This window comes from Actinopolymorpha sp. B11F2, from assembly GCF_040195635.1.
Lineage (GTDB): Bacteria > Actinomycetota > Actinomycetes > Propionibacteriales > Actinopolymorphaceae > Thermasporomyces.
Window position 1 is genome coordinate 236,231 of the sequence record NZ_JBEFTX010000010.1, and the last position, 26,510, is coordinate 262,740.

The following is a 26,510-nucleotide window of genomic DNA, read 5'->3' on the forward strand; positions in this document are numbered from 1 at the left end:
AGAAATTGGGCACCTCAACGCCGGAAGATGCCGTCGGCAGGGCACACAGGCGACGCGTCAGGCAGCCGGGAACCCGCACCTCGGGCCACTACTACCCCCTCGTTTCACCAACGTTTCGGGCCGCCTCCGTGCGCCTCCGTGGGATCGATTCCACGAACGTACGCACCGAGGCGGCCCAGGTCACACCGCCAAGCTCAGGCCAGGTCAGGAGTTGCGTCGAGCGGCACCGCCGCGGGCCGGGCGACCGTGCTCTCCACGTCGACCGGTGTCCCGCCCTGGGCGCCGGACTCGAGCAGCGCCTCCATGATGTCCAGCACGTGGAACGCCAGCTCACCACTCGCGCGATGGGCGCCGCCCTGCTGGATGGCACGGGCCATGTCGGCCAGGCCGTAGCCACGTCCGGACTCCGCGTAACCGCCGGCCACTGGTGCGACGGTCCAGTCCCGGCCGCCAGCCGCGCGCACCTCGACGTCGCCGCCGAAGGTGTTGGGGTCGGGCACCGACAACGTCCCCTCGCTTCCGTAGATCTCGATCCGCGGCAGCTTGGCACCCCAGACGTCGAAGCTTGTGACGATGGTGGTGAGGACGCCGGACTCGTGCTCGATGACCCCGGTCACGTGCGTGTCGACGTCGACCCCGAAGGATGTGCCCTCCTTCGGGCCGCTCCCCACGGTGCGCTCCTGCTTGGCCCGGCTGACCCGACCGTTGACCCGGCGTACCGGGCCGAGCAGCGTCACCAGGGCACTGAGGTAGTACGGACCCATGTCGAGCAGGGGGCCGCCACCGGGCTTGTAGTAGAACTCCGGGTCGGGGTGCCACGGCTCGGGTCCAGGGCTCACGAAGAAGGCCGACGCGGCGGCCGGTACGCCGACGTCGCCCCGGTCGAGCAGCACCCGCGCCGTCTGGGTGCCGGTGCCCAGCACGGTGTCGGGGGCGCAGCCGATCCTCAGGCCCGCCTTCTCGGCGGCCCCGAGCAGCGGCCGGGCCTCCTGCCGGGTCACGGCCAGCGGCTTCTCGCCATAGACGTGCTTTCCGGCAGCGATCGCTGCCAACGTGACCGACGCGTGCGCGGCGGGGATCGTGAGGTTGAGGACCGCCTCGACCTCGGCGTCGTCGTACAGCTCGTCAGGGGACATCGCACGGACGCCGTACTTCTCCCCGGTCGCCTTCGCGCGGGCAAGGTCGAGGTCGGCCGCGGCCACGACCTCGGTGCCGGGCAGCTTGCCCAGGTGCTCGAAGTACGTCCTGCTGATCGTTCCGGTCCCGACGACGCCCACCTTCAGCGGCTCGCCCATAGCAGTCCTCTCTCGATGATCGTGCGGACCTCGGGGGTGTCGAGGTCGTCCAGCTTGTGACCGACCGTACACACGAAGACCCGGCCCTGGCCCCACGTGCGGGTCCAGATCGCCGGCATCGTGACGCCCTCGATCCAGGGGTAGTTGTCATGGGCCGGGAACGTCGTTGTCGCCAGCACGTTGTTGCTGGGGTCGGCATGGATGTAGTACTGCTCCGTGTGCACCGAGAACCGGTTGATGCCCTGGACGATCGGGTGGTCGGCCTTCTCGGGCACGACCTCGACGTCGTAGTCGACGAAGCCGTGCGGGTGGCAGATGAACTGCCCGCCGACGATGAAGTTGTATTCGAGGTCCGCGCGGAACGCGTCGGCGATGCCGCCGTGCCACCCGGCAAAGCCGGTGCCGGACCGGATCGCCTTGTCGAGCCCTTCGCGCTGCTCCTTCGTGATCTCGCCCATCGTCCAGATCTGCAGGATGAGATCGGCCGACTCGAGCAGGTCGGCGTCGAGATAGGAGTCGAGGGTGTCTGAGATCTCAACGTCAAAGTCGTTTTGTTCAAGGTACGGAATGAAGCGGTCGGTGGCCTCGACCGGGACATGGCCGTCCCAGCCTCCCCGTACGACCAGTGCACGGCGCTTTCCGCCGGCCTCCGGAGCTGTGGCAGTGGTCACGGACGTCACGTCCTCCCTGGTGAGCTAACTCGGCTCCGGAGCGATCGGCCCGGGATGCCGTACCAACGTTGAGACTCGTGCGCGAACCCACGCCCTTGTGCGAAGCCAGAGTCATCGATGACCGTAGGACGCGGTGGTGCCGCCGGCAACGGCGGCCCCCGCAGCGTCCGGCATGTGAGAACGTCGGCCGCTGGCCCCCGGCATGCCGGGCCACCCGGCGCTGCCTGGGGCGCCGGAGCGGGGCCGAGCCGGAGCTGGTCTCGGGCCGCGCTCACGGTTGATCGTCGTTCACATCCGCGAAGGTGGCCGTCCTGGAGTTCCGGTACTCGGCCACCACGAGGTCGGTGAGTTCCTGCACCGAGGTCTCGGACGCGGGCTTGTCGAAGGAGATCGTTCCGTGCTCGAGGAGGTTCACCCGATCGCAGACGTCGAGGACCTGCGCGTAGTTGTGGGCGATGATGATGATCGCCACGTCACCCCGGCTCCGAAGCGCCCGGACGAGATCGAGGATCAGGGCGCCTTCCTTGGCACCCATCGCGGCCAGCGGTTCGTCGAGCAGCAGGATGCGGGCGTCGGAATAGACCGACCTCGCCACCGCGATCGCCTGCCGCTGACCGCCGGAGAGTTTGGCGACCTCCACGTCGACCGAGGCGATGGCGACCCCCATGTCGTCCAGATGTTGCTTGGCTTGCTTCCGCATGGCGCGGTTGCGGAGCAACCGCCAGCGGACGAGCTCGCGGTTGAGGAACATGTTGTGGTAGACGGTGAGCTCGTTGACCAGGGCGAGATCCTGATAGACGGTGTCGATTCCGATCGAGCGCGCGTGGTCCACCGACTTGAGGACGACCTCGTTGCCGTCGAGGAGGATGCGACCTGTGTCCGGCGGGTGGAAACCACAGAGAATCTTGATCAGTGTCGACTTGCCGGCACCGTTGTCGCCGATGATGCCGAGCACCTCACCCTTGGCCAGCCTGAGGTTGATGTCGCGCAGTGCGGTGATGGCCCCGAACCGCTTCGAGACGTGCTCGACGCGCAGGATCTCCTCGGCCATCAGGTCCGCCCTGCCCTTCGTAGTCCGGCGAGATAGACGTTGGAGATCATCGCGATCAGGATCGCCGCTCCGATGATCAGGTCGAAGGTGTAGGCGTCGATCCCGATCAGGTTGAATCCGTCGCGGAGGACGCCGAGCACGATCGCACCCAGCAGGGCGCCGATGACGGTCCCCGATCCGCCCGCCAGTGCAGTCCCGCCGATGACGGCGGCCGCGACCGCGGCGAACATGATGGTCTCCCCGCCGGCGGTCGGGTCGATCGAGTCGATCCGGAACGCCTCGATGATGCCGGCGAACCCGCCCAGGGTGCTGCAGATCATGAAGTTGCCGATCTTGACCCGCCCCACCTTGATCCCCGCTTCACGGGCGCCGAGCAGGTTGCCGCCGACCGCCACCGTGTGCAGACCCCAGCGGGTGCGGGTGAGTACGACATGGAAGAACGCGACGATGAGCACCGCCCAGGTGATCTCCGACCAGCCGGCCGCACCGAGCCAGGGCTGCACGCCGGTTGCCGCCTCCGGAACCGGCACCGGATAGGCGTGCGACGTCGTCAACGTGATCCCACTGATGATGAACAGCATGCCCAGCGTGGTGACGAACGACGGAACGCGGAGCTTGACGGTGATGAGGCCGTTGACGAGGCCGACGCAGCCGGAGAGCAACAGCGCAAGGATGATGGCCGGGATGACAGGTACGGAGTAGAAGTCGACCGCGTAGTGCATCAGGAACGGCGCGAGCGTGTAGACGTGGCCAACCGAGAGGTCGATCTCACCGCTGACCAGCAGCAGCACCTGGCCGACCGCGATGATCGCCGTCGCGGCGACGTACTGCGACACGTTGACGAGGTTGTCCTCGGTGAGGAATATCCCGGTCGTCGCCTGGAAATACACCACGAGGACGATGGCGACCGCGATGATGCTCGCCTCACGCCACCGCAGGAACGCTTCGCCGACCGAACGCAGCGGCGTCGATTGTCGACCCGTCCCAGCCGGGCCGGGGGCGGCGGCCGGTTCAGGCGTACCGGACGGTTCTGCCGATGTCTGCGTCAACGCTGCTCACCCATGAGAGATCGGACCGGATCGCTTGATGAGTTGCTGTTCGGTGTCGGAACCTTCGTACCTCGTCTTGGTGGTGAGGTAGGGCTTCACGTTGTCCTTGGTGACGAACAGCAGGCCGGTGTTGGTTTCCGGTGGCGCGACGAGTCCACCGGAGAGCTTGTAGAGATAGAGCGAGAGCACCGGCAGGAAGCCTTGCAGGTAAGGCTGTTGGTCGATGGTGAAGTCGAGGTCACCGGCCTCGATCGCGTTCAGGGTGCCAGGGACGAGGTCGAACCCGCCGGCAGCGACACCCTTGTCCTTGAGCTTGTACTTAGCCATCACCTTGCCGACCGCCTCGGTCGACCCGGCGTCGACGGCGAACATTCCCGCCAGGTCGGGATGACCCTGCGCGTAGGCGTCGATCGTGCTCAGCTCCTGCGGGAGTTCGGCGCCGCTCGCCACCTGGTCGAACGTGATTCCCTTGCCCGCTTGGTCGATCGCCTGCTTGGCACCGTCGATGCGAGGCTGGATGTTGAGCTGCCCAGGCGTCGCGATGAACCCGACGACGTCGCCCTCGGACACGAGCTCGGCGATCCGCTCACCGAGCTGTACGCCTGAGGTGAACAGGTCCTGACCGATGTAGGCAAGACGGTTGGTGCCAGGGTCCTCAGCTGATCCGTCGGCGTTGTAGGACACCACCGGAATGCCGGCGTCGAGGGCCTTGTCGACCGGCCCGGCGAAGGCGTTGACGTCGACCACCGAGACCGCGATCCCGTCCGCCTTCGCGGAGATGGCGGCGTTGGTCGCGTTGACCATCTCGCCGACCACGGACGTCTTCGAGCCCGTCCACTGGTAGTCGCAACCCAGGAGGGCGCACGCGTCGGCCGCGCCGTACTGCGTGGGAACGAAGAACGGGTTGGTCGTGACGTGGTTGACGAAGACGAACTTCCACTTCGGAGTCGCCGGGAAGTCGCCGACTCCGGCGGCACCGGCCTGACTCCCGTTGTCCGGGCCGCACGCCGCGAGGAGCGCCGATGCGGACAGCGACGCGCTGACCAGTCCGCCGCCAGTGAGGAGGCGGCGACGCGTGGCCGACGGCAGATCAAGTGTGTCGACCGCTTCTTCGACGCGGGGGTCGACCTTCTTCGTGCTCATGAGCGGGCTCCTCGCCGGGCACCTTCGCGACAACGACGAATGGGCGGCCAGGCCGTCGATGGTTCGTGGTCACCGCTGTGCCCACGAACGTGCTCAGAGCTCGTGCCCTCGTCCGCCCCCGGACGGTGTTGCTGGTCACCGGTGTTGCTGGTCACCGGTGTTGCTGGTCACCGATGTTTGCTGGTCACGGTCTTGCTGGCCTGAAAGCTTTCGGACATTTGGGACGCTGAACCTTGCCTGGACGTTAGAGCGCCGCCAGGAACGATGTCAATGCCCGACACTTTCGCCGCCGGTGGCCTGTCAGAGGTATCTCGCCTGCTATGACGAGATACCTCTGACGCGGCCGCCGACAAAGTTCGCTGACAGGTCCACTGACCTGGCTAAGCTGCCGGTCATGTCGCCACAGCATTTCCAGCTGGTCTGTGAGATCGAGCCGCCGACTCGGCCCGACCTCGCTCATGTGCGTACGCAGATAGCGGTCCTGTCGCGGCATGCTGACGCATTCCTCGCACCGGACAACCACATCGGGCGGGCGACGGTTTCGAGCATCGCGGTCGCGCACGAGATCGAGCGGGTCGGCGCGCCGGGGATCGCCTGCCTGAACTCCCGCGACCGCAACCTGCTCGGCTTCCGCCGTGACCTGCTGACGGCGGCTGCGTACGGCGTTCGGCGCATGGTCTTCGTCTACGGCGACAAGCCGACGTCGGGTAACCGCACGAGCGACCTCACCGTGCGCGCGATGATCGAGGAGGTACGCCGGATCCGCGACGAGCCCGCGTTCGACGGCATACCGCCGTTCGAGGTCGGCGTCGCCGCGCAACCGGGCCGGCCGCTCCCGAGATGGAAGTGTGCCGCGGACTTCGTCCTCACGCAGGTGTCGTTCTCGGTGCCGGAGGTGTTGCGGTGGCGGGAGGCACAGTCCTACGACGGCCCGGTCTACGCCGGTGTCCTGGTCCTCGCCAGCGATGCCATGGCCACCCGCCTCCGCGGCGCGATCCCGGACATCGATATCCCGGACGTTCTGATCGAACGTCTCCGCCGCGACAAGCGCGTGGGCGTCGAGATGGCCTGCGAGCAGGTCGACCAGATCCGCGAGTCCGGCGGGTTCGACGGCGTACACCTGGTCAGCGGTGTGCGCTTCCGGCAGGTCGCCGAGGTTCTCGATGCGCGCGGCTGGGCGGGGTCGCCGCGCGGCTGAGGCGATTCTTTCCGGCTCCTTGGCGAAATCACAGCTCGCTCTCAGGAACGCGCGCAAGGCTTCCGGCGTGTCCGGTAACTATCAGGACGGCTCGCCCAGAGTCCTCGTGGTCGACGACGAGCCCAACATTCTCGAGCTGCTGTCGGCTGCCCTGAGGTTCTCCGGATTCGAGGTCCATACCGCCGACCGCGGGTCGACCGCCCTCGAACGCGTCGTCGATGTGCATCCTCACATCGTCGTCCTCGACGTCACCTTGCCCGACTACGACGGGTTCGATCTCGCTCGGAAGCTCCGCGCTGACAACGACCGGCTTCCGGTGCTGTTCCTGACCGCCCGCGACGCTGTCGAGGACCGGATCGCCGGACTCACGGCCGGAGGTGACGACTATGTCACCAAGCCGTTCAGTCTCGACGAACTGGTGCTACGGCTTCGCGCCATCTTGCGTCGTACGACCGAGATGGCTGACCCGCAGGACTCCACCATGCTGACTTATGCCGACATCGAACTCGACGAAAGCGCTCATGAGGTACGCCGCAGCGGCGAACTGGTGCGGCTTTCTCCGACCGAGTTCAACCTGCTGCGTTACCTGCTGATCAACTCCGAGAAGGTGGTCAGCAAGTCACAGATTCTCGACCGGGTGTGGAATTACCAGTTCGGCGGCGACAGCCGGATCGTGGAGTCCTACATCAGTTACCTCCGACGCAAGATCGATGTGCACGACCCGCCGTTGATCCACACGATCAGGGGCGTCGGCTACACGTTGCGCATGCCGCGCGGAGCCACCACCCGTTGAACGCCCGGCGGCGGCCCGGGGGTCGGCCGTGGAGTTTGCGCCTCCGCCTCGTCGTTGCCGTCGTCGTCGTCACGGCGCTGGGGCTCACCGTCGTGGGCGGCGCAAGCGTCGCGCTCCTACGCCAGTCACTCACCAACCGGGTCGACAACCAGCTTGTCGAGCTGACGCCGCAGTGGCGGGCCGACCTTCCCCCACTCCGCCGGATCGCGGCGTTTCGACTCGGCCAGCGTGTACTGCCGACCGACTACCAGGTGACCTACCTGCGTCCTGACGGACGTCCTCTCACCAGCGTCGGGCAGCCGCCGGGTGCGTCCGGCGGGCCGGCGCTGCCGGTTCTCGACCAGTCCGCGGTGGAACGACGTGCTGGCGAACCGTTCACCGTGCCTGACCTGGCGGCGGACGGTTCCTGGCGGGTGCGTGCCGTTCCTGTCCGGTCCGGCGGCGCCGTCGCCGTCGCCCGGTCGCTGGCCGTGGTCGACGTCCCGGTCGAACGTCTGATCCGGATCGAGCTCGCGGCCGGCGCGATCGTCCTCGTCCTGCTCGGTGTGGCGGCCGCCGCCGTGGTACGTGTCGGCCTGTCCTCCCTGAACCGGATGGAGAAGACCGCGACCGCCATCGCCGCCGGCGACCTGGACCGCCGGGTGACGGGCGTCGATCCGCGTACCGAGACCGGGCGGCTCGCGTACGCCCTCAACACCATGGTGGAACGGCTTTCCGCGGCACTGGCGCAGCGTGAGGAGTCGGAGAGCCGGCTACGCCGGTTCGTCGCCGACGCGTCCCACGAGCTGCGTACCCCCTGACCTCGATCCGTGGGTTCGCCGAGCTCTACCGCCGAGGCGGTATGCCCGAGCACACCGACGTCGCCGAGCTGATGCGACGAATGGAGGCCGAGGCGATCCGGATGGGCACCCTCGTCGAGGACCTCCTGCTCCTCGCCCGGCTCGACCGCGAACGTCCGCTCGACCTGGCAGGGCTCGACCTGTGCGTGCTCGCCAGGGACGCCGTTCACGATGTGCGGGTGCGTGATCCGGACCGTCAAGTCCGCCTTGACGGTGCCGTGGAGCAGGTGCGGATCGTCGGTGACGAGCACCGGCTCCGGCAGGTGGTGACCAACCTCGTGACGAACGCCGTTCAACACACACCAGCCGGAACACCGATCCGGATGTTCGTGGGCACCGGCCCGTCCGGGTCCTTGTCGGCTGCGGCGGCGCGGGTGGAGGTGCCGGCGGCAACAGCGGGAGAGGCACTGCCGGGCGGCGTACCGGTCGCGATCTTCGAGGTCCACGACGACGGGCCGGGCATCCCGCCGGACGAGGCGCCGTACGTCTTCGACCGGCTCTACCGCGGCGACTCCGCGCGCTCGCGCGGCCAGAACGGGTCTGGCCTCGGCCTCGCCATCACCGCGGCCATCGTCGCGGCACACCACGGCCGGGTGGAGCTGCATACCGCCCCCGGCCACGGCGCGCGGTTCCGGGTAGTCCTCCCGGTCGATCCCCAGCGGGCCGCACCGCACCTAGCGGAGGCGAACCTGGAAGGCGTAGGAGCCTGATCCGATCCTGATCACGGATTCGTTGTCACGTTGCCGACCCGGTACATCGGGCGCATCCGGTATATCGGGCGCATCCGGTATATCGGGCGCATCCGACACATCCGCCGACGCGATCTCCGGCACATCGACGAGCGCCCGCCCGCTCTCGGTGACGGTCGCGAGGTCGCTGGTCGGCAACCACACCTCGGCGGTGGCGTTCGGTGGGATCGTCACGTCGACGGCGAAGGCATCGTCGAGGACCCGCCAGTACGTCGAAACCCGGCCATGCACCGTTTCCAGGCTGGCCTGTGCCCACGTGACCCCACCGCCCGGCCTCGGCCGCACCACCACGTGACCGTAGCCCGGAGAGCCTGGCGCGATCGCGCCCAGCGTCTGGTACATCCACTCGCCGACCGCGCCGTAGGCGTAGTGGTTGAACGACGTCATGCCGGGATCCTGGAAGCCGCGCGAGTCGCTCCAGGAGTCCCAGCGTTCCCACATGGTCGTCGCGTCACCGTGGACGACGGGATAGAGCCAGGACGGACAGGTGTCCTGGGTGAGCAACGTGAAGGCGACGTTTTCGTAGCCGAACCGGGCAAGGACCGGAAGAAGGTACGGCGTGCCAAGGAACCCGGTGGCGAGGTGCGAGTTGCGGCTGGCGATCTCGTCGACCAGTCGGGCCGCCGCCGCGGGCTCCTCGGCGGGTTCGAGCAGACCGAAGTGCAGCGCCAGTACGTACGACGTCTGGGTGCCGGACGCGACCTTGCCACCACCGCGTACGTAACGGTCGCGGAAGGCGGTCCGGACCTTCGCGTACAGCTCCTCGTACCGGGCGGCGTCGTCGGCCCGGTCGAGGGCCGCGGCGAGCCCGGCCGCGACCTTGGCCGCATAGGCGAAGAACGCCGTCGCCACCAGGTCCCTCGGCGTGTGCACCGGCGCGAGCCAGTCGGCGAACCCCTCGTCGGGGCGGATGAGGTCGGTGCTGTGCTCCTCGAGGTAGCGCAACCAGGCATTGACAGCATCGAGGCTCTCGGCGACGAGGCGGCGATCGTCGTAGGCTCGAAGGATTTCCCACGGCACGATGGCGATCGCGTCACCCCACCCGGCAGCGCCGGTCGTGGACCATCCGCCCTCGCCGAAGTTGTTCCTGGTCAGGATGTCGGGCGCGACGTGGGGCACGCCTCCGTCCGGCTGCTGCGCGTCTCGCAGGTCGCGAAGCCACTTGCGGAAGAACGTGCGTACGTCGTAGTTGAACGCCGCCGTCGAGGCGAAGACCTGAGCGTCGCCGGTCCAGCCCAGGCGTTCGTCCCGCTGCGGGCAGTCCGTCGGCACGGTGAGGAAGTTGCCCCGCTGGCCCCACACGATGTTGCGTTGCAGTTGGTTCAGCCGCGGGTCGGAGCACTGCAGGTCGCCCGCCTGTTCCATGTCGGCGTAGACCACCCGCGCGGTGACATCGGCGGCCTGCAGCTCACCGGGACACCCGACGATCTCGGCGAAGCGGAAACCGTGAACCGTGAAGCGGGGTTCGAAGATCTCACCGTCCGGGTCGCCGCGAAGGATGTACTCGTCGGTCGCCCGCGCTCCGCGCAGTGCCTCGACATAGAGCTCTCCCCTATGGTCGAGGACCTCCGCGTGCCGCAGCAGGAGCCGAGTACCCCGCGCGCCGCGCACCCGCAGGCGTACCCATCCGACGACGTTCTGGCCGAAGTCGATGACATAGCGGCCGGGTCGACGTTCCTCGATGCTCTTCGGCGTGAACTCCCGCTGGATCCGCATCGGTGGGGCGATCTGCGCTTCCAGGGGACCGTGCGCCGGACTGTCGACGCAGGCTTGCGCCCACGCGGAGTCGTCGAATCCGGGCGAGTCCCAACCGGGCTGGTTCGCCCGCGCGTCCACGACCTCGCCGTTCTGCAGGTCGGCGTACCGGATCGTGCCCTCACCCAACCGCCACGAGTCGTCGGTCGTGACCACGGTCCGGGTCCCGTCGGCGTGGTCGATCTCCAGCCGGGCCCGGAACAGCCGCTGGCGTCCATAGGTGTACGGCCCGAACCACCCGATGTTTCCCGCGTACCATCCGTCCGCCAGAACCGCGGCCACGACGTTGGCACCCTCGGTCACCAACGGGGTGACGTCGTAGGTCTGGTACGGAACCCTGCGTTCGTAGTCGGTCCAGCCAGGCGCCAGCCGATGATCGCCGACTCTCGTGCCGTTGATGCGCGCCTCGTAGATGCCGAGGGCGGTCGCGTAGAGCCGCGCCCTGGCGACGGGTGCCGCGAGTGAGAACTCCTTGCGCAGATGGGGACTCGGGCGGTGCGTCAGCGGTGAGCGGCCGTGCGGGGCGGTCCCGTGGGCACCGATCTCCTCGGCCAGCATCCAGGAGGAGTCGTCGAAGTCCGCGTCCTGCCAGCCTTCCTCGGCTGTGCCGCTGGACCGCCAGGTGCCCTCGCTCACTACCGCAACCGTGGCTCGGTCGTCGATCTCGACCTGGAATGTCGCGGCCAGTCCCGCCGGCGTCACGCCGTCGCCCGTAGTGTCACGCGGCGTATCGCCCGGTGCGCCGCCTGGTGCGCCGTCCAGTGCGCCGACCGTCGCGGCATCGGACGCGTCGACCTCGAACGCCAGGGTGTTCCGACCCGGGCGTGTCGCGGCCGTCGCCTGGTCGGACGTGCCGTCGACAGCGATGACCGCACCGTTGAGGTAGGCCACGACCGTCGCAGAACCCGCGTCGGCGAGCAACCGCGCCCGTGTGACGCGGGCGCCTTGGGGAATGTCGACGGGCGCCCGGAAGTACGCCCGGGAGTGCGCACGGTCGCCGGCACCGGAGAGCCAGACACGTTCGATGTCTCGATGCGGTCCGAGGGAATCAAGAGACGGTTTGTCGGCAGTGCGGATGTCCTCGCCCGACCCGATCCATTCCGCCGGCACACTCTCGGACCAGTCGGCCGCAGACAAAAAGGCTGTCTCGAATTCAGCCCGCTCACTCCATGCCGATACGTTGCCGGACTCGTCGGTTACCTGAACGGACCAGGCATATCGGGAACGTGGCCGTAACCGTTGTCCCCCATAGGAAATGTCGTGGCTCTCTCCAGAACTCACCGTGCCCGAATCCCATACCGGAGCGTCGTCATCGACCGCGACAACCCTGATCCGGTAGGCCGTCTGCGTACGCCCTCGACCGGAACCGGCCAGCTTCCAGGCCAATAGCGGCGACGGTTCGTCGAGTCCGAGAGGAGCGGGTACACGTTCGGTACGGAGGTCAAAGGGTCGAAGAGCCTCAGTGGTTTCTTCCATGGCGCAACCCGCCCATCGCATACCGGAAGTGAAACCTTTCAAAAAGTCAGCCGTGACGCTATGGTCAGCGCAAGAGAGGTGTCAAGAGGCATATCCTGACCGCCCTCTCCCACGAAACTGACCACCTCTCCCATCCGTCTCATTCGCGAGCCCACTCGTCCTTGTCCGGAGGTGCACCGTGGCGGCAACCATCCAGACAGCCGGTCGCCTTGCCCGGGCGGCGGGTCGCAGGCGGAGCATCAGGGATGTCGCCGAACTGGCGGGCGTCTCGGTGGGAACCGTCTCCAACGTGCTCAACAAGCCCTCCCTGGTGGCTCCGGAAACCAGAGCCAAGGTCGAGGCTGCCATCACCACGCTCGGCTTCGTTCGCAACGGCTCCGCTCGCCAGCTCCGGGCAGGGACGAGTCGGACGATCGGCGCGATCGTGCTCGACATCTCCAACCCGTTCTTCACCGACGTCGCGCGGGGAATCGAGGACCGGCTCGCCGAGGACGACTTCATCCTCATCCTCGCCAGCTCCGACGAACGCGTCGACAAGGAGCGTCGATACCTCCGCCTGCTCGAAGAGCAAGGCGTTCAGGGCGTCCTGGTGAGCCCCGCTGAGGAAGACCTCGGCTGGCTCGACCAACCTCGCGCGCGCGGCACCGCCATCGTGCTTCTCGACCGTCCGGGTCCGGCAGAGACGATGTGCTCGGTCGCGGTCGACGATGTCCGGGGCGGTGAGCTGGCGGCAGCCCACCTGGTCGCGCTGGGGCACCGCAGGATCGGTTTCGTCAACGGCCCGACGAAGATCCGGCAGTGCGCCGACCGCCGCAAGGGAGTACGCAAGGCACTGCGTGCGGCCAGGCTTCCCGTCGCCCGCTCACTCGTCGAGGTGACGGTCAACTCGCTCAACGCCGACGGTGGTGAGGAAGCCCTCGAACGCCTGCTGCAGCTGGCCGATCCCGTCACGGCCATCGTCTGCGTCAACGACCTGGCCGCTCTTGGAGTCATGCGCGGGTTGCGCCGTGGTGGGGTGAAAGTTCCAGACGAGATGGCGGTGGTCGGTTATGACGACGTCGAATTCGCCGCCGTTCTCACCACCCCGCTGACCTCGATCCGGCAGCCGCGCTATCAACTCGGTCGCGCCGCCGCTGAACTCCTGCTCGCCGAAGCGCATTCTCGCGGCCATCAACATGAGCAGATCCTTTTCCAACCCGAACTCATCGTGCGCGAATCCAGCGGCCCCCACCAGCTCGTGCCCATGGGATAGATGATGGCTCTGCCATTCTGTGTACTCACGCGGGAGAACGAAAGAATTGCCTGAAGCTCGACCATAGCCTTGGGCGCATGTGGTTCTTCACATTGACACTGGCGACACTGGTGGTCGGCGCCCTGCTCCACACCCTTCTCGACCGCGACCCCGCACGTCGTACCAGGCGGCGGATGGTCGAGCTGTGGCTGCTGTGGTTCGTCGTCGGCGGCGGGGTCTGGGCAATTGTCGGAGGTATCAGCCATATCGGGCCGACATCGGACCAGATCGCGACGAGTATCGGTTATCGCCAGAGCATGTTCCAGTGGGAAGTCGGGTGGGCCGACATCACGGTGGGTGTGCTCGGCCTCATGTGCATCTGGAAACGGGACTCATGGTTGACCGCGGCGGTCGTCGCCGTCGCGATTCTGTACTGGGGCGACGCCATCGGCCACATCATGGAGTGGGTGGCGCACGACAACACCGCTCCGTCGAACATCGGCGCGATACCGAGTGACATTCTCCAACCGCTCGTCGCGGTCATCCTGCTCATCGCCTACCGTGCGCTTCCCGCCGGTCCGGGCGTACGTCCTCATGCCACCGCCCAGACCACCTGACACATTGTCGTCCCGGCCGCGGGAGAAACCGTCCGTACGAGATATCTCCTGGAGGCGCGATCGGTCAGCGGCGCAGTGCGATGACCCGCCTGATCGGAATGGCGACCTCCACCCCGTCCGGCCGATTCCTCCCCCGGTCGGCAAGCCACTGCAAGGCAGCATTCCGGCGTTCGTCAGGGACGTCCGGAAGGTAGAGTGCGCGGAACAGCAACTCGGCGTCGCGAGGACCGTGTACGCGGAAAACGAAACGCTCGCGGGCGTCCTCCATCAGGTCGAATCCGGCCTCGGCCAACCCGTCGGTGAGGCCCGCGAGCTCGCCCCCACCCGGAAACTGCGGAGGCGTCCGCAGCCGCGCCGTCAACGGGCCGAGGATCACGAGGTCGCTGGGCCGCAACGGGACCGCCGACGCCACGGTTGCCGCGAGCATCCCGCCAGGCCGGAGCACGCGTGCACATTCGGTGAGAGTCGCCGCGAGCGGCTGCACCACCATCAGGCCCATCGAGCACACGGCCGCGTCGAAACTTCCGGGGGCGAACGGAAGGGCGGTGGCGTCGGCGCACACGACCCGGGCTCCGTGCCGTTGGTGGGCGAGCGCCAACTCCGCCATCGACCGGTCGACACCCACCACCTGCGGCCCCGAGGTGCCCACGTCCTCGCGCCCGGACTCGGCGTCGATGGCGGCCGTCACTGCCCCGCTCCCGCACGCCAGGTCGAGCACCTGCCGACCCCGGCCGGCGACTGGACGGATGATCCAGGCGTACGGCGTGAGTCGACCCGCAGTGCACCTCTTGAGAACCTGTTCGGTGTAGCCCGCGTAGCGTTGGTGAAACTCGTCGAGATAACCCGGCCAGTCCGCTGTCACCTGCGATGCCGGCTCAGATTCGCTTGACGAAGATGTGGCTGGCGAGATCGTCGGAGATCTCCGCGGTACCGCCGCCTTCTGTTGCGTCGACGGCGGTGAGCAGAGCGCCCGCCGGTGTCGGCGCCACGATCACGACATTGCCGGGAAGTGCCCGCGCCCGGTGCAGGACCTCCATCGGCTCCGGCACCACCTGGACGGGTTCGCCGATCCGACGGATGAGGACCTTGGCCTCCTCGTCGGTCCCGCGCAGGCTCGCGACCACGCGGTTGAGCCGCTCGACACCGTCGAGGAAGTCCTCGACCGGCCCCTTGCCGCCGAGCTCGTCGAGTCCGGGGATCGGGTTGCCGTACGGGGAGATCAACGGCTGGCCCAGGATCTCCACCAGGCGGCGTTCGACCTCCTCGGAGATGACGTGCTCCCACCGGCACGCCTCGATGTGGGCAAGTTCCCAGTCGAGGCCGATCACGTCGACCAGGAGGCGTTCGGCGAGCCGGTGCTTGCGCATCACCCGGGTGGCCATCTGCCGGCCCTTCGGCGAGAGCTCGAGGTGCCGGTCACCCTCGACCGTGACCAGACCGTCGCGCTCCATCCGGGCCACGGTCTGGCTGACGGTGGGGCCGGACTGGTGGAGCCGCTCAGCGATCCGGGCACGAAGGGGGACGATGCCCTCCTCCTCGAGCTCGAAGATGGTCTTGAGATACATCTCGGTGGTGTCGATGAGCTCGCTGTGGCTCACGGCGGCTGTCTCCTCTGCGTCGGTCCCCGCGCGTCCGGTCCGTCTCTCGCGGTCTGCTCGCTCCCGTCTCACGTGTGCGTACGCCGGCGGTTGGTCTCGTCGCGACGAGGCCCAGGCGTCCGGGGGATCCGCGGGGAGGCGGATCCTTCTGGCCAGCCCGAGCGGCTCGCCGACCCTGCCAAAAGAATACGCGGCAGCGACCGATGCCGGTCATGACCGAAACGGGCGAAGCTGGACGTTATCGCGCGAGTGGATCGTACGTCGACAGCCGGCCGCACATCCCCCAGCGTTCAGCGGGTGCCGACTTCGCGTGGACTCCCCCCGCCCGCAGGTGAGAGGCATCGCTTCCCCGGAGTCCGGCGAGTTGGCGGCCGGTCTCCTGGGCGGCGGCGAGTGGGCCGTCGCTCCACCGCCGCTCCCACGCGTCGAGCCGGGGGCGGACCAGTTGGTGCGCGGCCTCGTGAAACTCGGCGAGCGCGTCCGGGCCATCGTCGATGACGCGCTCGCGGAGGGCGAGGAACCCTTCGACGGCGAGGTCACGGCGGCGGCGAGCGGCGTGCCCGTCAGCATCGTCGAGTCGGTCGGGCGCGGTGAGCGCCGTGGCGGCGGCGTAGCGCTCGGGATCAGCGAGGATCTCCGGCGGCAGGGTGAGCACGGCGTCGCCGGCCTCGGGCAGTCCGGCGTTCTGCATCACGACCAGGACCTCGAGTCCGCCGTCGTTGACGGCGCGGTGGATGACGCCCGGCGTGAACCACACGACGTCGCCGACCTGGAGGGGAACCTCGAGGTATCCGTCAGGACCGAGCGTCTGCAACCGGCCGACCCCGGCCGCGACGATGTATCCCTCGGTGCACACGAGGTGGATGTGTGGGGACCCACCGCGCAGGCCGTCGAGGGTGGGCCAGTCGTAGATGCGTACGCGCGAGACCGCGGTGCCGCCGGGGAAGTGACCGAGGACAGCGGGCGTGGAGGTGTCCACGGGGCGGTGCGGGGAGGACTCGATGGTCATACCTACGCGGCTCCCTTGCGCGCCACGCCCTTCTCCTCGGCCTTGCGCTTGTCGCGGAGACGCTTGCGCCTGGCGCGGTCCTTGTTCCAGCGAACTTTCGCTCGAGATCCTCGTCCCATGGCGGCAGCTTAGTCCTGCGGCTGGCCGGGCGCGCAAGGCGCACAGGGCATGCGCGCACAAGCCGCACATGGCTGGCGGGCGCAAGGCGCACACTGTCGGGCGCATGGCGGGCGCGGGGCGCACACACCGGCGACTCTTCCGTTGCCGGGATGGCTCGTCAGCCGCGCCGCGAGCGCGGGCGGAGGCCGATGAGCTGGGCCAGCTGCCCCGTCGAGTGCTCGAACAGCGCCCGCTTGTCGTCGAACAGCCCCTCGAGGTGCCCGAAGAGCTCGAAGCTCACCATCCCGTAGAGCTGGGTCCACGCCGTCAGGACGGCGCCAAGCGCTGCCGGTGGGACCCCGCGAAGCCGCAGGTCCTCGACCGTCGTGACCAGTTGGTCGACCTGTCGCGCCGCGGCCCGCGGCAGCCCGGACGGCGGTTCGAGCGCGCCAGCCTCGGCGCAGTCGCGGACGACCGCGAGCAGGGCGCGTGGCACCCGAGCGGCCGAGTCCACGGTGTCACGCGGTGCCTGATAGCCGACGATCGGCGAGCCGTAGATCAGTGCGTACTCCCGAGGATGGGCAAGCCCCCAGTCGCGGACGGCGTGGCAACAGGCGCGCCACCGGCCGAGGAAGTCGCCTCGCCTCCGCCGCGCGTCCGCGTCCTCGACCTGCTGACCGATGGCGTCGTACGCATCGATGATCAGCGCGGTCAGCAGGTCGTCACGGCTGGGGAAATAACGGTAGAGCGCCGAGGAGACGACGCCGAGCTCCCGGGCGACCGCTCGGAGCGAGAGGGCTTCGGCGCCGTGTGTCGCGAGCTGACGGCGCGCTTCGTCCTTGATTTCGCGGGTCAGCTCGGACCGGGCGCGTTCCCTCGCGGTTCGAAGCTTCGGCATGCCGGCCATCCTGTCACATCTTTGTGAGCGCCGACCACAATCGAGAGCACTGCTCTTGACAGCCATTCAGCATGCGTGAACACTGACCTCATTCGAGAGCACTGCTCACACTTTCCTTTGGACTGAAGGGCCGCACCCATGAGTGACCAGCCGACCTTCCGCTATCTCGCCCCCAAGCCGGGAGGCAATTCCGTCCACCGGGCGGCGCGCTGGCTGACCGGCCACGGCGTCAGCCTGTTTGGCTCACGGCTTCTCCGCGTCCGTGGCCGGACCTCTGGCGAATGGCGTACGACGCTGGTCAATCTGCTCGAGGTGGACGGGGTGAAGTACCTCGTCGCGCCGCGCGGGCACACCCAGTGGGTACGCAATCTCCGCGCAGCCGGTTCGGGTGAGCTTGTCCTCGGCCGGCAGGTCACCCCGGTCCGCGCCGAGGAGCTACCGGACGGCGAGAAGATCCCGATCCTGCGGGCCTACCTGAAGCGGTTCGGCTGGGAGGTCGGGATGTTCTTCGACAACCTCGACAAGAACTCACCCGATGAGGACCTCGGCGAGGCGGCTCCGGGCTTTCCCGCCTTCCGCCTGTCGGTTCCATGACCATGAAGGAAAAGTCGCGTGTACGCCGCAAATCTTCATGATCACGATCATGATCACGGGGAAGGGGCCGGTTGGCGGGGCAGGACGGGCCGCGGCGCTACCCGGGCGCGCGACATCGTGAGCCGGCGATGCCACCATGTGGGCGACGCGCCGACGAAGGGACCCGACGATGACGGGCACACCGCAGCTCACCTTGGACACGCCGTACGCAGTGGATGCGGCCGACGTCAAGGCCTACGACGAGCAGGGGTTCGTCAAGCTCTCCGGCGTGGCGAGCCGGGAACTGGTCGAGGCGTACGAGCCCGAGGTCACCGCGAAGGTGATCGAGCTCAACACGATGCACCTGCCGCTCGCGGAGCGGTCGACGTACAAGAAGGCGTTCCTGCAGGTCACCAACCTGTGGCGGGAGAGTGCGGCGGTGCGGGAGCTGGTATTTGCGCGGCGGTTCGCCCAGATCGCGGCGGACCTGCTGGGCGTCGACGGCGTACGTCTCTACCACGACCAGGCGCTCTACAAGGAGGCCGGCGGCGGCCTCACGCCCTGGCACGCGGACCAGTACTACTGGCCGCTCTCCACCGACCGTTGCTGCACGCTCTGGCTGCCGCTACAGGAGACGCCGCTCGAGATGGGACCGCTCGCCTTCGCCGCCCGGAGCCACCACTTCTCCTACGGACGGGAGCTGGCGATCAGTGACGAGTCGGAGGCCGCGATCGGCCGGGCCGTTGCCGAGCAGGGGTTCCCGTTCGTGGAGGAGGCGTTCGCGCTCGGAGACGCCAGCTTCCACTCCGGCTGGACGTTCCACCACGCGGGCCCGAACACCACGCAGATCCCACGCCGGGTCATGACGGTCATCTACATCGACGCCGACATGATCATCAGCGAACCGACCAACCGGAACCAGGAGATCGACCTCGAAGCGTGGTTCCCGGGTGCGCGACCTGGCGAGATTCCTGACACCGAGCTGAACCCGGTTCTCTACCGGCGGGCCGGTAAACGAGAGCCGTGAATGACCACGCTGAGCAGGCTGGCGGGACCCTAGCAAGCCGTACAAGCCTGGCGCGGGTTCACCCACCTGCTCAGCGTGGTCATTCACCGGCCCTGGTCCGCGCCTACGTGAGCTGCCCGCCTGCGTAAGGTGCCCGCCTGCGTGAGCTGCCCGCCTGCGTAAGGTGCCCGCCTGCGTAAGGTGCCCGCCTGCGTGAGGGCCCCCACGCGGGTGAGAGACCGCCCGCGATCCCGGCCGTGCTGGACGATCCCGCCGAGCCGCGGGTCGCGATAGCGTCTGACCATGCTCGCGCGCGACCTCGTTGAGGAGTACCCATCCGTCACCAGCGACACCGATGCCCTCGAGGCCGCCCAGCTCCTGGGCCACCACAGGTTGCCCGGCCTGCTCGTCACCACCCCCGCCGGCCGCCCGGTCGCGGTCCTGCCGGCCTCACAGGTGGTGCGGTTCGTCGTCCCGAAGTACATCCAGGACGACCCGTCATTGGCGCGGGTCCTCGGCGAGAAGGCCGCGGACAGCATCGTCAACCAGCTCAGCCCGCTCACCGTCGGTGACATGTTGCCGGAGCGACTGCCCGAGCTCCCGATCCTCCACGGTGACGACACCGTGCTCGAGCTGGCCGCCCTGATGGCGCGCCTGCGCTGTCCGCTGGTGGCGATCGTCGACGACGACCACGTGCTCGGCGTCGTCACGGCGTCCCGGCTGCTGTCGCTGGCCCTCCACGCCTCATGAGGAGGTACGAAGGGCGGAGCCGCATCCTGGCCGAGCCGCCGAGGCGGGTCCCCTCGTGAGTCTGTGGATCGCGCTCGCGGTCTTCGTGGCGGCGTACGTCTTCATCGCCACCGAACGTATCCCCCGCCTCGCGGCCGCTCTCGGCGGTGCTGCCCTCGTGCTGGCGTTCGGCGTGGTCGGCGCCAACGACGTGTTCTACTCCGAGGACACCGGCATCGACTGGAACGTCATCTTCCTGCTGCTCGGCATGATGATCATCGTCGGCGTACTCCGGCAGACCGGCATCTTCGAGTTCCTGGCCATCTGGGCGGCGAAGCGGGCGCACGGCGACCCGTTCCGGGTGATGGTGCTGCTGTGCCTTCTCACCGCAGTCGCCTCGGCGTTCCTCGACAACGTCACGACGGTGCTGCTGATCGCTCCGGTGACCCTGCTCGTCTGCCAACGCATAGGCGTACGCCCAGAGCCCTACCTCATCGCCGAGGTGCTCGCCTCCAACATCGGCGGCACCGCCACCCTCATCGGCGATCCTCCCAACATCATCATCGCCAGCCGGAGCGGCCTGACGTTCAACGACTTCCTCGTCCACCTCGCGCCGCTCATCGTGGTGCTCCTCGTCGTGTTCGTCGTGCTGTGCCGGGTGTTGTTCCGGCGTGAGTTCGAGGCCGATCCGCGTCAGGTGGCCGAGGTGATGGAGCTGGACGAGCGGGAAGCGATCAATGACGTACGCCTGCTGCGGCGCAGCCTGATCGTCCTGGCGGCCGTGCTCGCGGGATTCGTCCTCCACTCGACCCTGCACGTCGAGCCGTCCATCGTGGCGCTGCTGGGGGCGGGAGTGCTGGTCGTGGTGAGCAGGCTCAGCGCCGAGTCCTACCTGGAGGAGGTGGAGTGGGAGACGCTCGTCTTCTTCATGGGGTTGTTCGTCATGGTGGGAGCGCTGGTGAACGTCGGCGTCATCGACGCGATGGCGCACTGGCTGGCGGGAACGGTACGCGGGGAGGCCGGACTCGCCGTCGTCGTGGTGCTGTTCGGGTCGGCAGTGCTGTCCGCCCTCGTCGACAACATTCCGTACGTCGCGACGATGAGCCCCGTGGTGGCGCAGCTGGTCGCGCCTGACGGTCCACTCGCCGGGCAGACCGTGCTGTGGTGGGCGCTCGCGCTCGGCGCCGACCTCGGCGGCAACGCGACCGCGGTCGGCGCGAGCGCCAACGTGGTCGTCATCGGAATCGCCCGGCGCAACGGGTACCCCATCAGCTTCTGGGAGTTCACGAAGTACGGTTCGGTGGTGGCCGCTGTGACCGTCGTACTCGCCCTGCCCTATCTCTGGTTGAGGTACCTGTCATGAGCGTCCACCCAGACGGTCGGCGCGCTGCCGGCTACGCCGGGATCATCTGCGACCTCGACGGCACCGTCTACCTGTCCGGGCGGCCGTTGCCCGGTGCGGTCGACGCGTTGAACGCCCTCCGCGCGGCAGGCGTACGGGTGGCGTTCGTGTCCAACAATCCGCTGCGTACCGCCGAGTCCTACGCCGAACGCCTGACCGGGCTCGGCGTCCCGACCGGACGCGAGTCCGTCGTCACCTCGGGTGGGGTGATGGCGTCCTGGCTGCGTACGCAGATGCCGGGCGCGCGGGTCCTGCTGCTCGGCGAGACCAGCCTGCGCGACGAGCTTCGCGCGGCCGGGGCGAAGGTCGTCGAGCGGGGTGGCGAGGCGGAGCTGGTGGTGGCGTCGTTCGACCGGACGTTCCGGTACGAGACGTGGCTGGAGGCGTTCCGGGCGCTGCGGGCGGGTGCGCGGTTCGTCGCGACCAACCCGGACCGGACGTGCCCGGTGGACGGCGGTGAGGTACCAGACGCCGGCGGCATCATCGCGGCACTCGAGGCCAGTACCCGTCGCGAGGTGGAGGCGGTGATGGGCAAGCCGTCACCGCTGATGCTGGCCGCGGCGCTCGACTGCCTCGGGCTCGCCGCCGACCAGGTACTCGTCGTCGGCGACCGGCTGGAGACCGACATCGAGCTGGGGGACCGGGGCGGACTCGACACCGCGCTGGTGCTGACCGGTGTCACCGACGAGGCGGCGGCCGGGAGCGCCGAACCGCCGCCGACCTACGTACTCCCGTCGCTCGCCGACCTCCCCGCCCTCGCCTTGGGCCCTCGATGATGTGACCGCTAGGCGCCGCGGGACGGGCGTCGGTGCTTGGTGGTCGGTGTGCGGTGCTTGGTGGTCGGTGTGCGGTGCTTGGTGGTCGGCGGGTGCGGTGTCAGTCGCGGGCGAGTTCGGAGCCGAGGGGCCACGGGTTGGCCTTGCAGCTGCCGACACCCTTGGTCTGCTGCATCATGACCGGCGCCGGCTGCCCGGCCCCCGCGCAGTCCACGTGCCCCTTACTCAGTCGGTGTCCGACCTCATGGTTGACGACGTAGTTGCGGTAGTTCACCACGTCCTTGCCGAACGCCTCCGCACCGAACGCCCAGCGCTTCGCGTTGATCACGACCCGGTCCCCGGTGCGGCAGGACAGTTCGCCGTTGGTCTGCAGCGGCGCGCAGAGCCGGTCCACCGTCGCAGGCGTCGCCAGCAGGATGTGCAGGTCGACCGGACCGCTGTCGACGCGCTGGAAGGTCGCCCATCCGGCGGCCGCCCAGCTGCGCGGGTCGCCGAGGATCTTGTCGACGGTCGTCGCGATCTCGGCGGGAGGGTACGGAAGGTCCCTCTCGACATCGACCTGGTACTTGATCAGCGGGCCAGAACCGGTCCGTCCGGTACCTCCGGCCGCGACGCCGAAGTCGCCGGAGCCCTTGGTGACGATGGTCACCGCCTTCGGCGGACGTGCCCTTGGCGTGGACGAAGCCGATGGCGGCGTGGCGGTGCTCGGGGCGGCCGGACTGGTCGATATCGGGAACGGCCCCCGATCCTTGTTCCTCGACACCGGCGCGTCGTCGGCCGGCGCGGTGGCGTCAGGACCCTGCTCGACGTTCCGGTCCATGGCGGTCGGTACTCCGACCAGGGCCTCGGTGGGAAGCCACAACCCGTACCAGTCGGCGAGAAGCCCGAATCCGAGGATGAACGTCGAGATCAGAGCCACACTCGCACGCCGGATCCTGCGGCGGCGGGTTTGGAGCTGGTGGTCGGTGAGTGTCTGGGTACGGCGTTTCGTGGTCCTCGGCCTTTTCGTCCCGGACGCCTTCGTCCTGGCTGCCGTCGTGCGGCGTACCTTCCTGCGGGCGAACATCGGTGGCGAGCCCTCCCCTGGTCGATCCCCCTCACCCCGGGGTCACCCTAGCGGGACCCGAAAACCCCCCTAGTCGACCGGCGCGGCGCCAGTGATCCGATGCAGGGCGAAAGTCCGTGCCTCTCCCGCCGCATGGTCATACGCCGTGAGCCAGCCCCCGTCGATCCGAACCGGGTCAACGATCCGGTCGCGGGCACCCCCCTGCTGGTCTACGTACCCCATCCAGACCGACCACCCACCCGCCAGAGCGGCCCGAAGAACCTCGACAGCTTCGGCCGAGGCCGTTCGCCGGAGTTGCCCCACTGCGGCCCCGGCGGGCCGGCTGGCCCGGGCCCGATCGCCGGCCCGGACGGCGCGTACGGCGGCCATCAGCACGTCCGGTTCGGGTTCTCGCGGACCTGTCGTGCCCGCCCGTGCCGGCGCCTCGGCGGTCCTCCCGGCCCGCGTACCGGTGAGCACCAGCGCGCCCTCCGGGGTTTCGGCGACCGGCGAATATCCAAGGGCCCGCAACTCGTCGACGATCACCTTCACCGGCTGCCGGCCGATGACCACGGTCGGTGCGATCCGGCGCAGGCCGAGGGGTGTGGTCCGGCGGTCGGCCAGCAGCGCGTCCAGCGCGGCCGGGTCGTCGCAGCGGAGGTACGCCGTCGCGGTGCCCGCCCGGAGGTGGCCGTGCCGGCGGGCGACGTCGTCGATGAGGTACGACAGCGGCTGCGGCACCGGCGTGGCCGAGTGGCGGGACACCAGGTCGTGCAGCTCGGCCGCCGTCCGTCCCCCGTCGAGGGCGCGACGGACCGACTCCGCGCTGAACCGGTAGACAGTGGCACCTCCGTGGGACTCGGCATCGGCCATGCTCGCCAGGGCGCGGGCCAGCTCGGGCCGCAGCGGGCCGGGGGCGACGGCGGTGAGGTCGGCCTGCAGGAGTACGTGGTCGACGGGTTCGGGGAGGAGCGGTAGGAGCGTTGCGGCGGCGGCCTTCTCGCTCTCACGCAGGGCGGCGCCGTGGGCGGCGAGGGCACCGAGGCCGGTGACGCCCAGGACGGCGGCCTCGGTGAGGGTCCAGTCGAGGAGTTGGCGGACGAACGCGGTCATCCGCCGGGGCCGCAGCCACTGCGCCCGCGCCGCGACCGCCTCGGCGTCCGGCGCGGTGTTCGCCGGCGCCTCCGCGAGAACCTGGAGTACCAGCTGGCGGACGTCCGGGGCGACGCTGCGTTCGACGTCCGGTGCCAACGCCGGCAGGAGCTTGTCGCGGTCGTCGCGGCTCCCGACGAGCCCCGGCACCCGGGTCGAGTGCAGCCAGGCACCCGCGATCCTGGCCCAGCGGTCGGCGGGTTCAAGCGCGAGCCAGGTGTCGTAGGCGGGGGTGGGAAGCCAGCCGTCGTCGTCGCCGACGGCGACGAGTCCGGCGGCGAACGCGGTCTCGATCACCAGTGCCGCGGTGGGTTCGTCGACGTCGAGACCGGAGGCGGTACGGCGCAGATCGCGTACGCCCACACCGCCCGCGCGCAGGATCGTCGGAGGCTCGGCACCCCACGTGTCGAGGAGCTGCTCGACCAGGCGTACGACGTCCAGCGTGGTACCGGCGGCGGTCCGGTCGACGAGCGCCTGGTCGCGGGCGGTCCCCGCCAGCGCGGGCGGATCGAGCTCGCCTGCCGGGAGAAGCCGGCCACCGCGGAGGTGGAGGCCGACCTCCCGGGGCAGCGTCACGGTCCGGGCGTCGCGGGCGACGAGGAGGCCGCGGGCGAGGAGCTGCTCGACCGGGCTGCGGGCGGACTCGACCGTGACGGTCCGGTTGGCGTCGGACACCAGCCCGATGGGTGGCCCGGCGGCCAGGCGTTCGGCGACGGATCGCGCCTCCGCGCCGGCCTCGTCGAGAAGTGCGGCCAGGTGTGCGCTGTCGGCGAGGCGCGGGTCGTCCGCGGGCGGTCCGAGGCCGGCGGGGTGCGGGCCGAGCAGATCGGGTACGACGGCGGCCACGTCCAACGCGTCGTCGGGGCCCCAGACGAGGGCAAGGGAACGCAGCCGGGCCAGGGTCGCGTCCAGTTGCTCGTTCGGGAGGTCGAGAAGTGTCCGAAGGGTGGCCCGGGAGACCTGTGGCGCGGCGACCACCACGGCCTCCACGACCGCGAGCTCGCGCCGATCGAGACGGTCCAGCGCCCGCGCCAGCGAACTCCTGGTCGTCGCCCTGGCCGCGAGCGCCACGATGTCCGACGGCAATGGGGTGACGAGATCCGGTCGGGCGCGGAACAACCGCACCAGCGCGTCGTCAGCGAGGTTGCGGAGAGCTTCTGCGAGCGTGACCGGCTCGGCAGCCATTCTGGCCATCCCTTCCACGGTAGAGCCCACTCCACCGTAGAGCTCCAGGCCAAGCGCCGGGTGCCTGCGGACTTGTCGAAGGTATCTCGTCATCTATGGCGACATACCTCTGACAGGTGACCGGGGCCGAGCCCGACCACACCACGACCCTGGCCGACCCTGAGGGGCTTGCCAGGGTGGGCGCGGGCCCTTCCCCGATGTGCGTGAAGGGTCCCGGACGGCACGGTGGATCCATGCCGTTCGCAGGAGAGTTCTGGGGGTACGCATGTCGGTGACGGGGACCCTCGCCGATCTCCATGCCATGGTGACCGCACTGCATCCTGGCGTGCTCTTCGCGCTCACCGTCCTGGCGGTCTCGGTCGAGACGTCGCTGTTCGTCGGGCTGCTGGTCCCCGGGGACGTCGTACTCCTCGTCGCCGGCGCCACCGTGACGACGCCCGGCGAGTTCGTGGCGGTGGTCGTCGCCGGCATCGCCGGTGCCCTCGTGGGGGAGGCGATCGGCTACGCGTCGGGCCGCCGCTACGGGACGCGTCTCCGGCACAGCCGGCTCGGCCAGCGCCTCGGCGAACGCCGCTGGATCCGTACCGGCCGCGCGCTGGACCGTTGGGGTGGACGCGCGATCGTGACCGCCAGGTTCACGCCGGTGGTCCACGCGATGCTGCCGGTCGTCGCGGGAACGCTCGGCTATCCGATCGGACGGTTCCTGCGCTGGTGCGGTGCCGCGGCGGTCATCTGGTCGCTCGTGTACGCCGGTGCGGGCGCGTTGGCGGGCAGCCAGCTCGCGCGGGTGAACGGCTCGCTCGGTCTGGTCGGCTACGGCGTACTCCTCGTTGTCGGCGTCTTGATCGCCCTCAGGTGTGGGAAGGCTGTCAAGACCGCCTTGCGTCGGCGGTCGGCGTCGGTTACGCCGGTCGGGTCAGCTGCGTTGGCGGGTCAGGTGGACCGGTCGGGTCAGGTGGACCGGTCGGGTCAGGTGGACCGGTCGGGTCAGGTGATCCGGTCGGGTCCGGCGAACCGGTCGGGTCAGGACAACCGGTCGGAATGGTGGACGCGTGCGATCGCGGGAGGTGACAACTGATGAGCCTGGCTCCTGAGGTGACGGCTCGGCTGGAAACGTCTTCCGGGACCACGCATGCGCCTGCTCTGGCGGCTCCTCGCTCCCGACACGCAT

24 protein-coding genes and 1 pseudogene are annotated in these 26,510 nt (G+C 69.0%); 12 read left to right on the forward strand and 13 right to left on the reverse strand.

The genetic code is table 11. The features are described 5' to 3' along the window. Positions 1-194: 194 nt before the first annotated feature. The 5 genes from ABN034_RS19610 to ABN034_RS19630 all read right to left on the reverse strand — a co-directional run bounded on the left by ABN034_RS19610 (position 195) and on the right by ABN034_RS19630 (position 5,209). Positions 195-1,295, reverse strand: a complete 1,101-nt coding sequence (locus tag ABN034_RS19610; protein ID WP_349692438.1) for a Gfo/Idh/MocA family protein — start codon at positions 1,293-1,295, stop codon at positions 195-197. After that, positions 1,280-1,966, reverse strand: a complete 687-nt coding sequence (locus tag ABN034_RS19615) for a ThuA domain-containing protein (protein WP_349692439.1) — start codon at positions 1,964-1,966, stop codon at positions 1,280-1,282. Before ABN034_RS19615 ends, ABN034_RS19610 begins: the two co-directional genes overlap by 16 nt. A gap of 271 nt (positions 1,967-2,237) precedes the next feature. Continuing rightward, entirely contained in the window at positions 2,238-3,017 is a 780-nt protein-coding gene (locus ABN034_RS19620) for an ATP-binding cassette domain-containing protein (RefSeq protein WP_349692440.1), read from the reverse strand. Further along, on the reverse strand, positions 3,017-4,066 hold the full coding sequence (locus ABN034_RS19625; protein WP_349692441.1) for an ABC transporter permease: 1,050 nt from the start codon (positions 4,064-4,066) through the stop codon (positions 3,017-3,019). The genes ABN034_RS19620 and ABN034_RS19625 overlap by 1 nt, the downstream gene beginning before the upstream one ends. Before the next feature lie 6 nt (positions 4,067-4,072). Next, the gene (locus ABN034_RS19630; protein ID WP_349692442.1) at positions 4,073-5,209 is read right to left on the reverse strand and encodes a sugar ABC transporter substrate-binding protein; all 1,137 of its coding nucleotides are present in this window, start codon (positions 5,207-5,209) and stop codon (positions 4,073-4,075) included. Between the two features lie 394 nt (positions 5,210-5,603). Between ABN034_RS19630 and ABN034_RS19635 the strand changes: the two genes are divergently transcribed. From ABN034_RS19635 to ABN034_RS19650, 4 genes are all read left to right on the forward strand, one after another. Then, positions 5,604-6,407, forward strand: coding sequence for a methylenetetrahydrofolate reductase (locus tag ABN034_RS19635; RefSeq protein ID WP_349692443.1), 804 nt, complete (start codon positions 5,604-5,606; stop codon positions 6,405-6,407). 67 nt (positions 6,408-6,474) lie between these two features. Beyond that, positions 6,475-7,200: a response regulator transcription factor gene (locus ABN034_RS19640; protein ID WP_349692444.1), complete on the forward strand. Its 726-nt coding sequence runs from the start codon at positions 6,475-6,477 to the stop codon at positions 7,198-7,200. A 35-nt stretch (positions 7,201-7,235) separates the two neighbouring features. Next, a complete protein-coding gene (locus ABN034_RS19645) occupies positions 7,236-8,000 on the forward strand; it encodes a HAMP domain-containing protein (protein WP_349692445.1) in 765 nt (254 codons plus the stop codon). Positions 8,001-8,041: 41 nt separating this feature from the next. Continuing rightward, complete coding sequence (locus tag ABN034_RS19650) at positions 8,042-8,749, forward strand: sensor histidine kinase (RefSeq protein ID WP_349692446.1); 708 nt, start codon at positions 8,042-8,044, stop codon at positions 8,747-8,749. Here the strand turns inward: ABN034_RS19650 and ABN034_RS19655 are convergent. Together ABN034_RS19655 and ABN034_RS34475 are read right to left on the reverse strand one after the other, a co-directional pair. After that, complete coding sequence (locus ABN034_RS19655; protein ID WP_349692447.1) at positions 8,714-11,680, reverse strand: family 78 glycoside hydrolase catalytic domain; 2,967 nt, start codon at positions 11,678-11,680, stop codon at positions 8,714-8,716. The two genes, ABN034_RS19650 and ABN034_RS19655, sit on opposite strands and share 36 nt — an antisense overlap. A gap of 9 nt (positions 11,681-11,689) precedes the next feature. After that, positions 11,690-12,040 (reverse strand): annotated as a pseudogene (locus tag ABN034_RS34475) (glycoside hydrolase family 78 protein); the annotation flags it as partial. Positions 12,041-12,197: 157 nt separating this feature from the next. On the opposite strand from ABN034_RS34475, the gene ABN034_RS19660 reads away from it, so the two are divergent. Together ABN034_RS19660 and ABN034_RS19665 are read left to right on the forward strand one after the other, a co-directional pair. Then, on the forward strand, positions 12,198-13,271 hold the full coding sequence (locus ABN034_RS19660) for a LacI family DNA-binding transcriptional regulator (RefSeq protein ID WP_349692448.1): 1,074 nt from the start codon (positions 12,198-12,200) through the stop codon (positions 13,269-13,271). 77 nt (positions 13,272-13,348) lie between these two features. Beyond that, the gene (locus ABN034_RS19665; RefSeq protein ID WP_349692449.1) at positions 13,349-13,867 is read left to right on the forward strand and encodes a DUF6790 family protein; all 519 of its coding nucleotides are present in this window, start codon (positions 13,349-13,351) and stop codon (positions 13,865-13,867) included. A 64-nt stretch (positions 13,868-13,931) separates the two neighbouring features. Here ABN034_RS19665 and ABN034_RS19670 read toward each other — a convergent pair whose 3' ends face one another. From ABN034_RS19670 to ABN034_RS19685, 4 genes are all read right to left on the reverse strand, one after another. Next, entirely contained in the window at positions 13,932-14,729 is a 798-nt protein-coding gene (locus ABN034_RS19670; RefSeq protein WP_349692450.1) for a class I SAM-dependent methyltransferase, read from the reverse strand. Between the two features lie 13 nt (positions 14,730-14,742). Then, positions 14,743-15,465, reverse strand: coding sequence for an iron-dependent transcriptional repressor DtxR (locus tag ABN034_RS19675; RefSeq protein WP_349329610.1), 723 nt, complete (start codon positions 15,463-15,465; stop codon positions 14,743-14,745). A 238-nt stretch (positions 15,466-15,703) separates the two neighbouring features. Beyond that, positions 15,704-16,474 carry a cupin domain-containing protein gene (locus tag ABN034_RS19680; protein WP_349692451.1) on the reverse strand — a complete coding sequence of 257 codons (771 nt, stop codon included), beginning with the start codon at positions 16,472-16,474 and terminating at the stop codon, positions 15,704-15,706. A gap of 277 nt (positions 16,475-16,751) precedes the next feature. After that, positions 16,752-17,471 (reverse strand): TetR/AcrR family transcriptional regulator, encoded by a 720-nt coding sequence (locus tag ABN034_RS19685; RefSeq protein ID WP_349692452.1) that lies wholly within the window; start codon positions 17,469-17,471, stop codon positions 16,752-16,754. A gap of 138 nt (positions 17,472-17,609) precedes the next feature. On the opposite strand from ABN034_RS19685, the gene ABN034_RS19690 reads away from it, so the two are divergent. From ABN034_RS19690 to ABN034_RS19710, 5 genes are all read left to right on the forward strand, one after another. Further along, a complete protein-coding gene (locus tag ABN034_RS19690; protein WP_349692453.1) occupies positions 17,610-18,065 on the forward strand; it encodes a nitroreductase/quinone reductase family protein in 456 nt (151 codons plus the stop codon). Positions 18,066-18,234: 169 nt separating this feature from the next. Continuing rightward, positions 18,235-19,071, forward strand: coding sequence for a phytanoyl-CoA dioxygenase family protein (locus ABN034_RS19695; RefSeq protein ID WP_349692454.1), 837 nt, complete (start codon positions 18,235-18,237; stop codon positions 19,069-19,071). A gap of 282 nt (positions 19,072-19,353) precedes the next feature. Next, positions 19,354-19,800 (forward strand): CBS domain-containing protein, encoded by a 447-nt coding sequence (locus tag ABN034_RS19700; protein WP_349692455.1) that lies wholly within the window; start codon positions 19,354-19,356, stop codon positions 19,798-19,800. Between the two features lie 55 nt (positions 19,801-19,855). After that, positions 19,856-21,142, forward strand: coding sequence for an ArsB/NhaD family transporter (locus ABN034_RS19705; protein WP_349692456.1), 1,287 nt, complete (start codon positions 19,856-19,858; stop codon positions 21,140-21,142). Continuing rightward, the gene (locus ABN034_RS19710) at positions 21,139-21,957 is read left to right on the forward strand and encodes an HAD-IIA family hydrolase (protein ID WP_349692457.1); all 819 of its coding nucleotides are present in this window, start codon (positions 21,139-21,141) and stop codon (positions 21,955-21,957) included. The genes ABN034_RS19705 and ABN034_RS19710 overlap by 4 nt, the downstream gene beginning before the upstream one ends. A gap of 100 nt (positions 21,958-22,057) precedes the next feature. On the opposite strand, the gene ABN034_RS19715 is transcribed toward ABN034_RS19710, so the two are convergent. Together ABN034_RS19715 and ABN034_RS19720 are read right to left on the reverse strand one after the other, a co-directional pair. Then, a complete protein-coding gene (locus ABN034_RS19715; RefSeq protein WP_349692458.1) occupies positions 22,058-23,023 on the reverse strand; it encodes a DUF3152 domain-containing protein in 966 nt (321 codons plus the stop codon). Between the two features lie 69 nt (positions 23,024-23,092). Beyond that, complete coding sequence (locus tag ABN034_RS19720) at positions 23,093-25,339, reverse strand: helicase-associated domain-containing protein (RefSeq protein ID WP_349692459.1); 2,247 nt, start codon at positions 25,337-25,339, stop codon at positions 23,093-23,095. A gap of 265 nt (positions 25,340-25,604) precedes the next feature. On the opposite strand from ABN034_RS19720, the gene ABN034_RS19725 reads away from it, so the two are divergent. Then, entirely contained in the window at positions 25,605-26,417 is an 813-nt protein-coding gene (locus ABN034_RS19725) for a DedA family protein (RefSeq protein WP_349692460.1), read from the forward strand. The last annotated feature ends 93 nt before the right edge of the window (positions 26,418-26,510 follow it).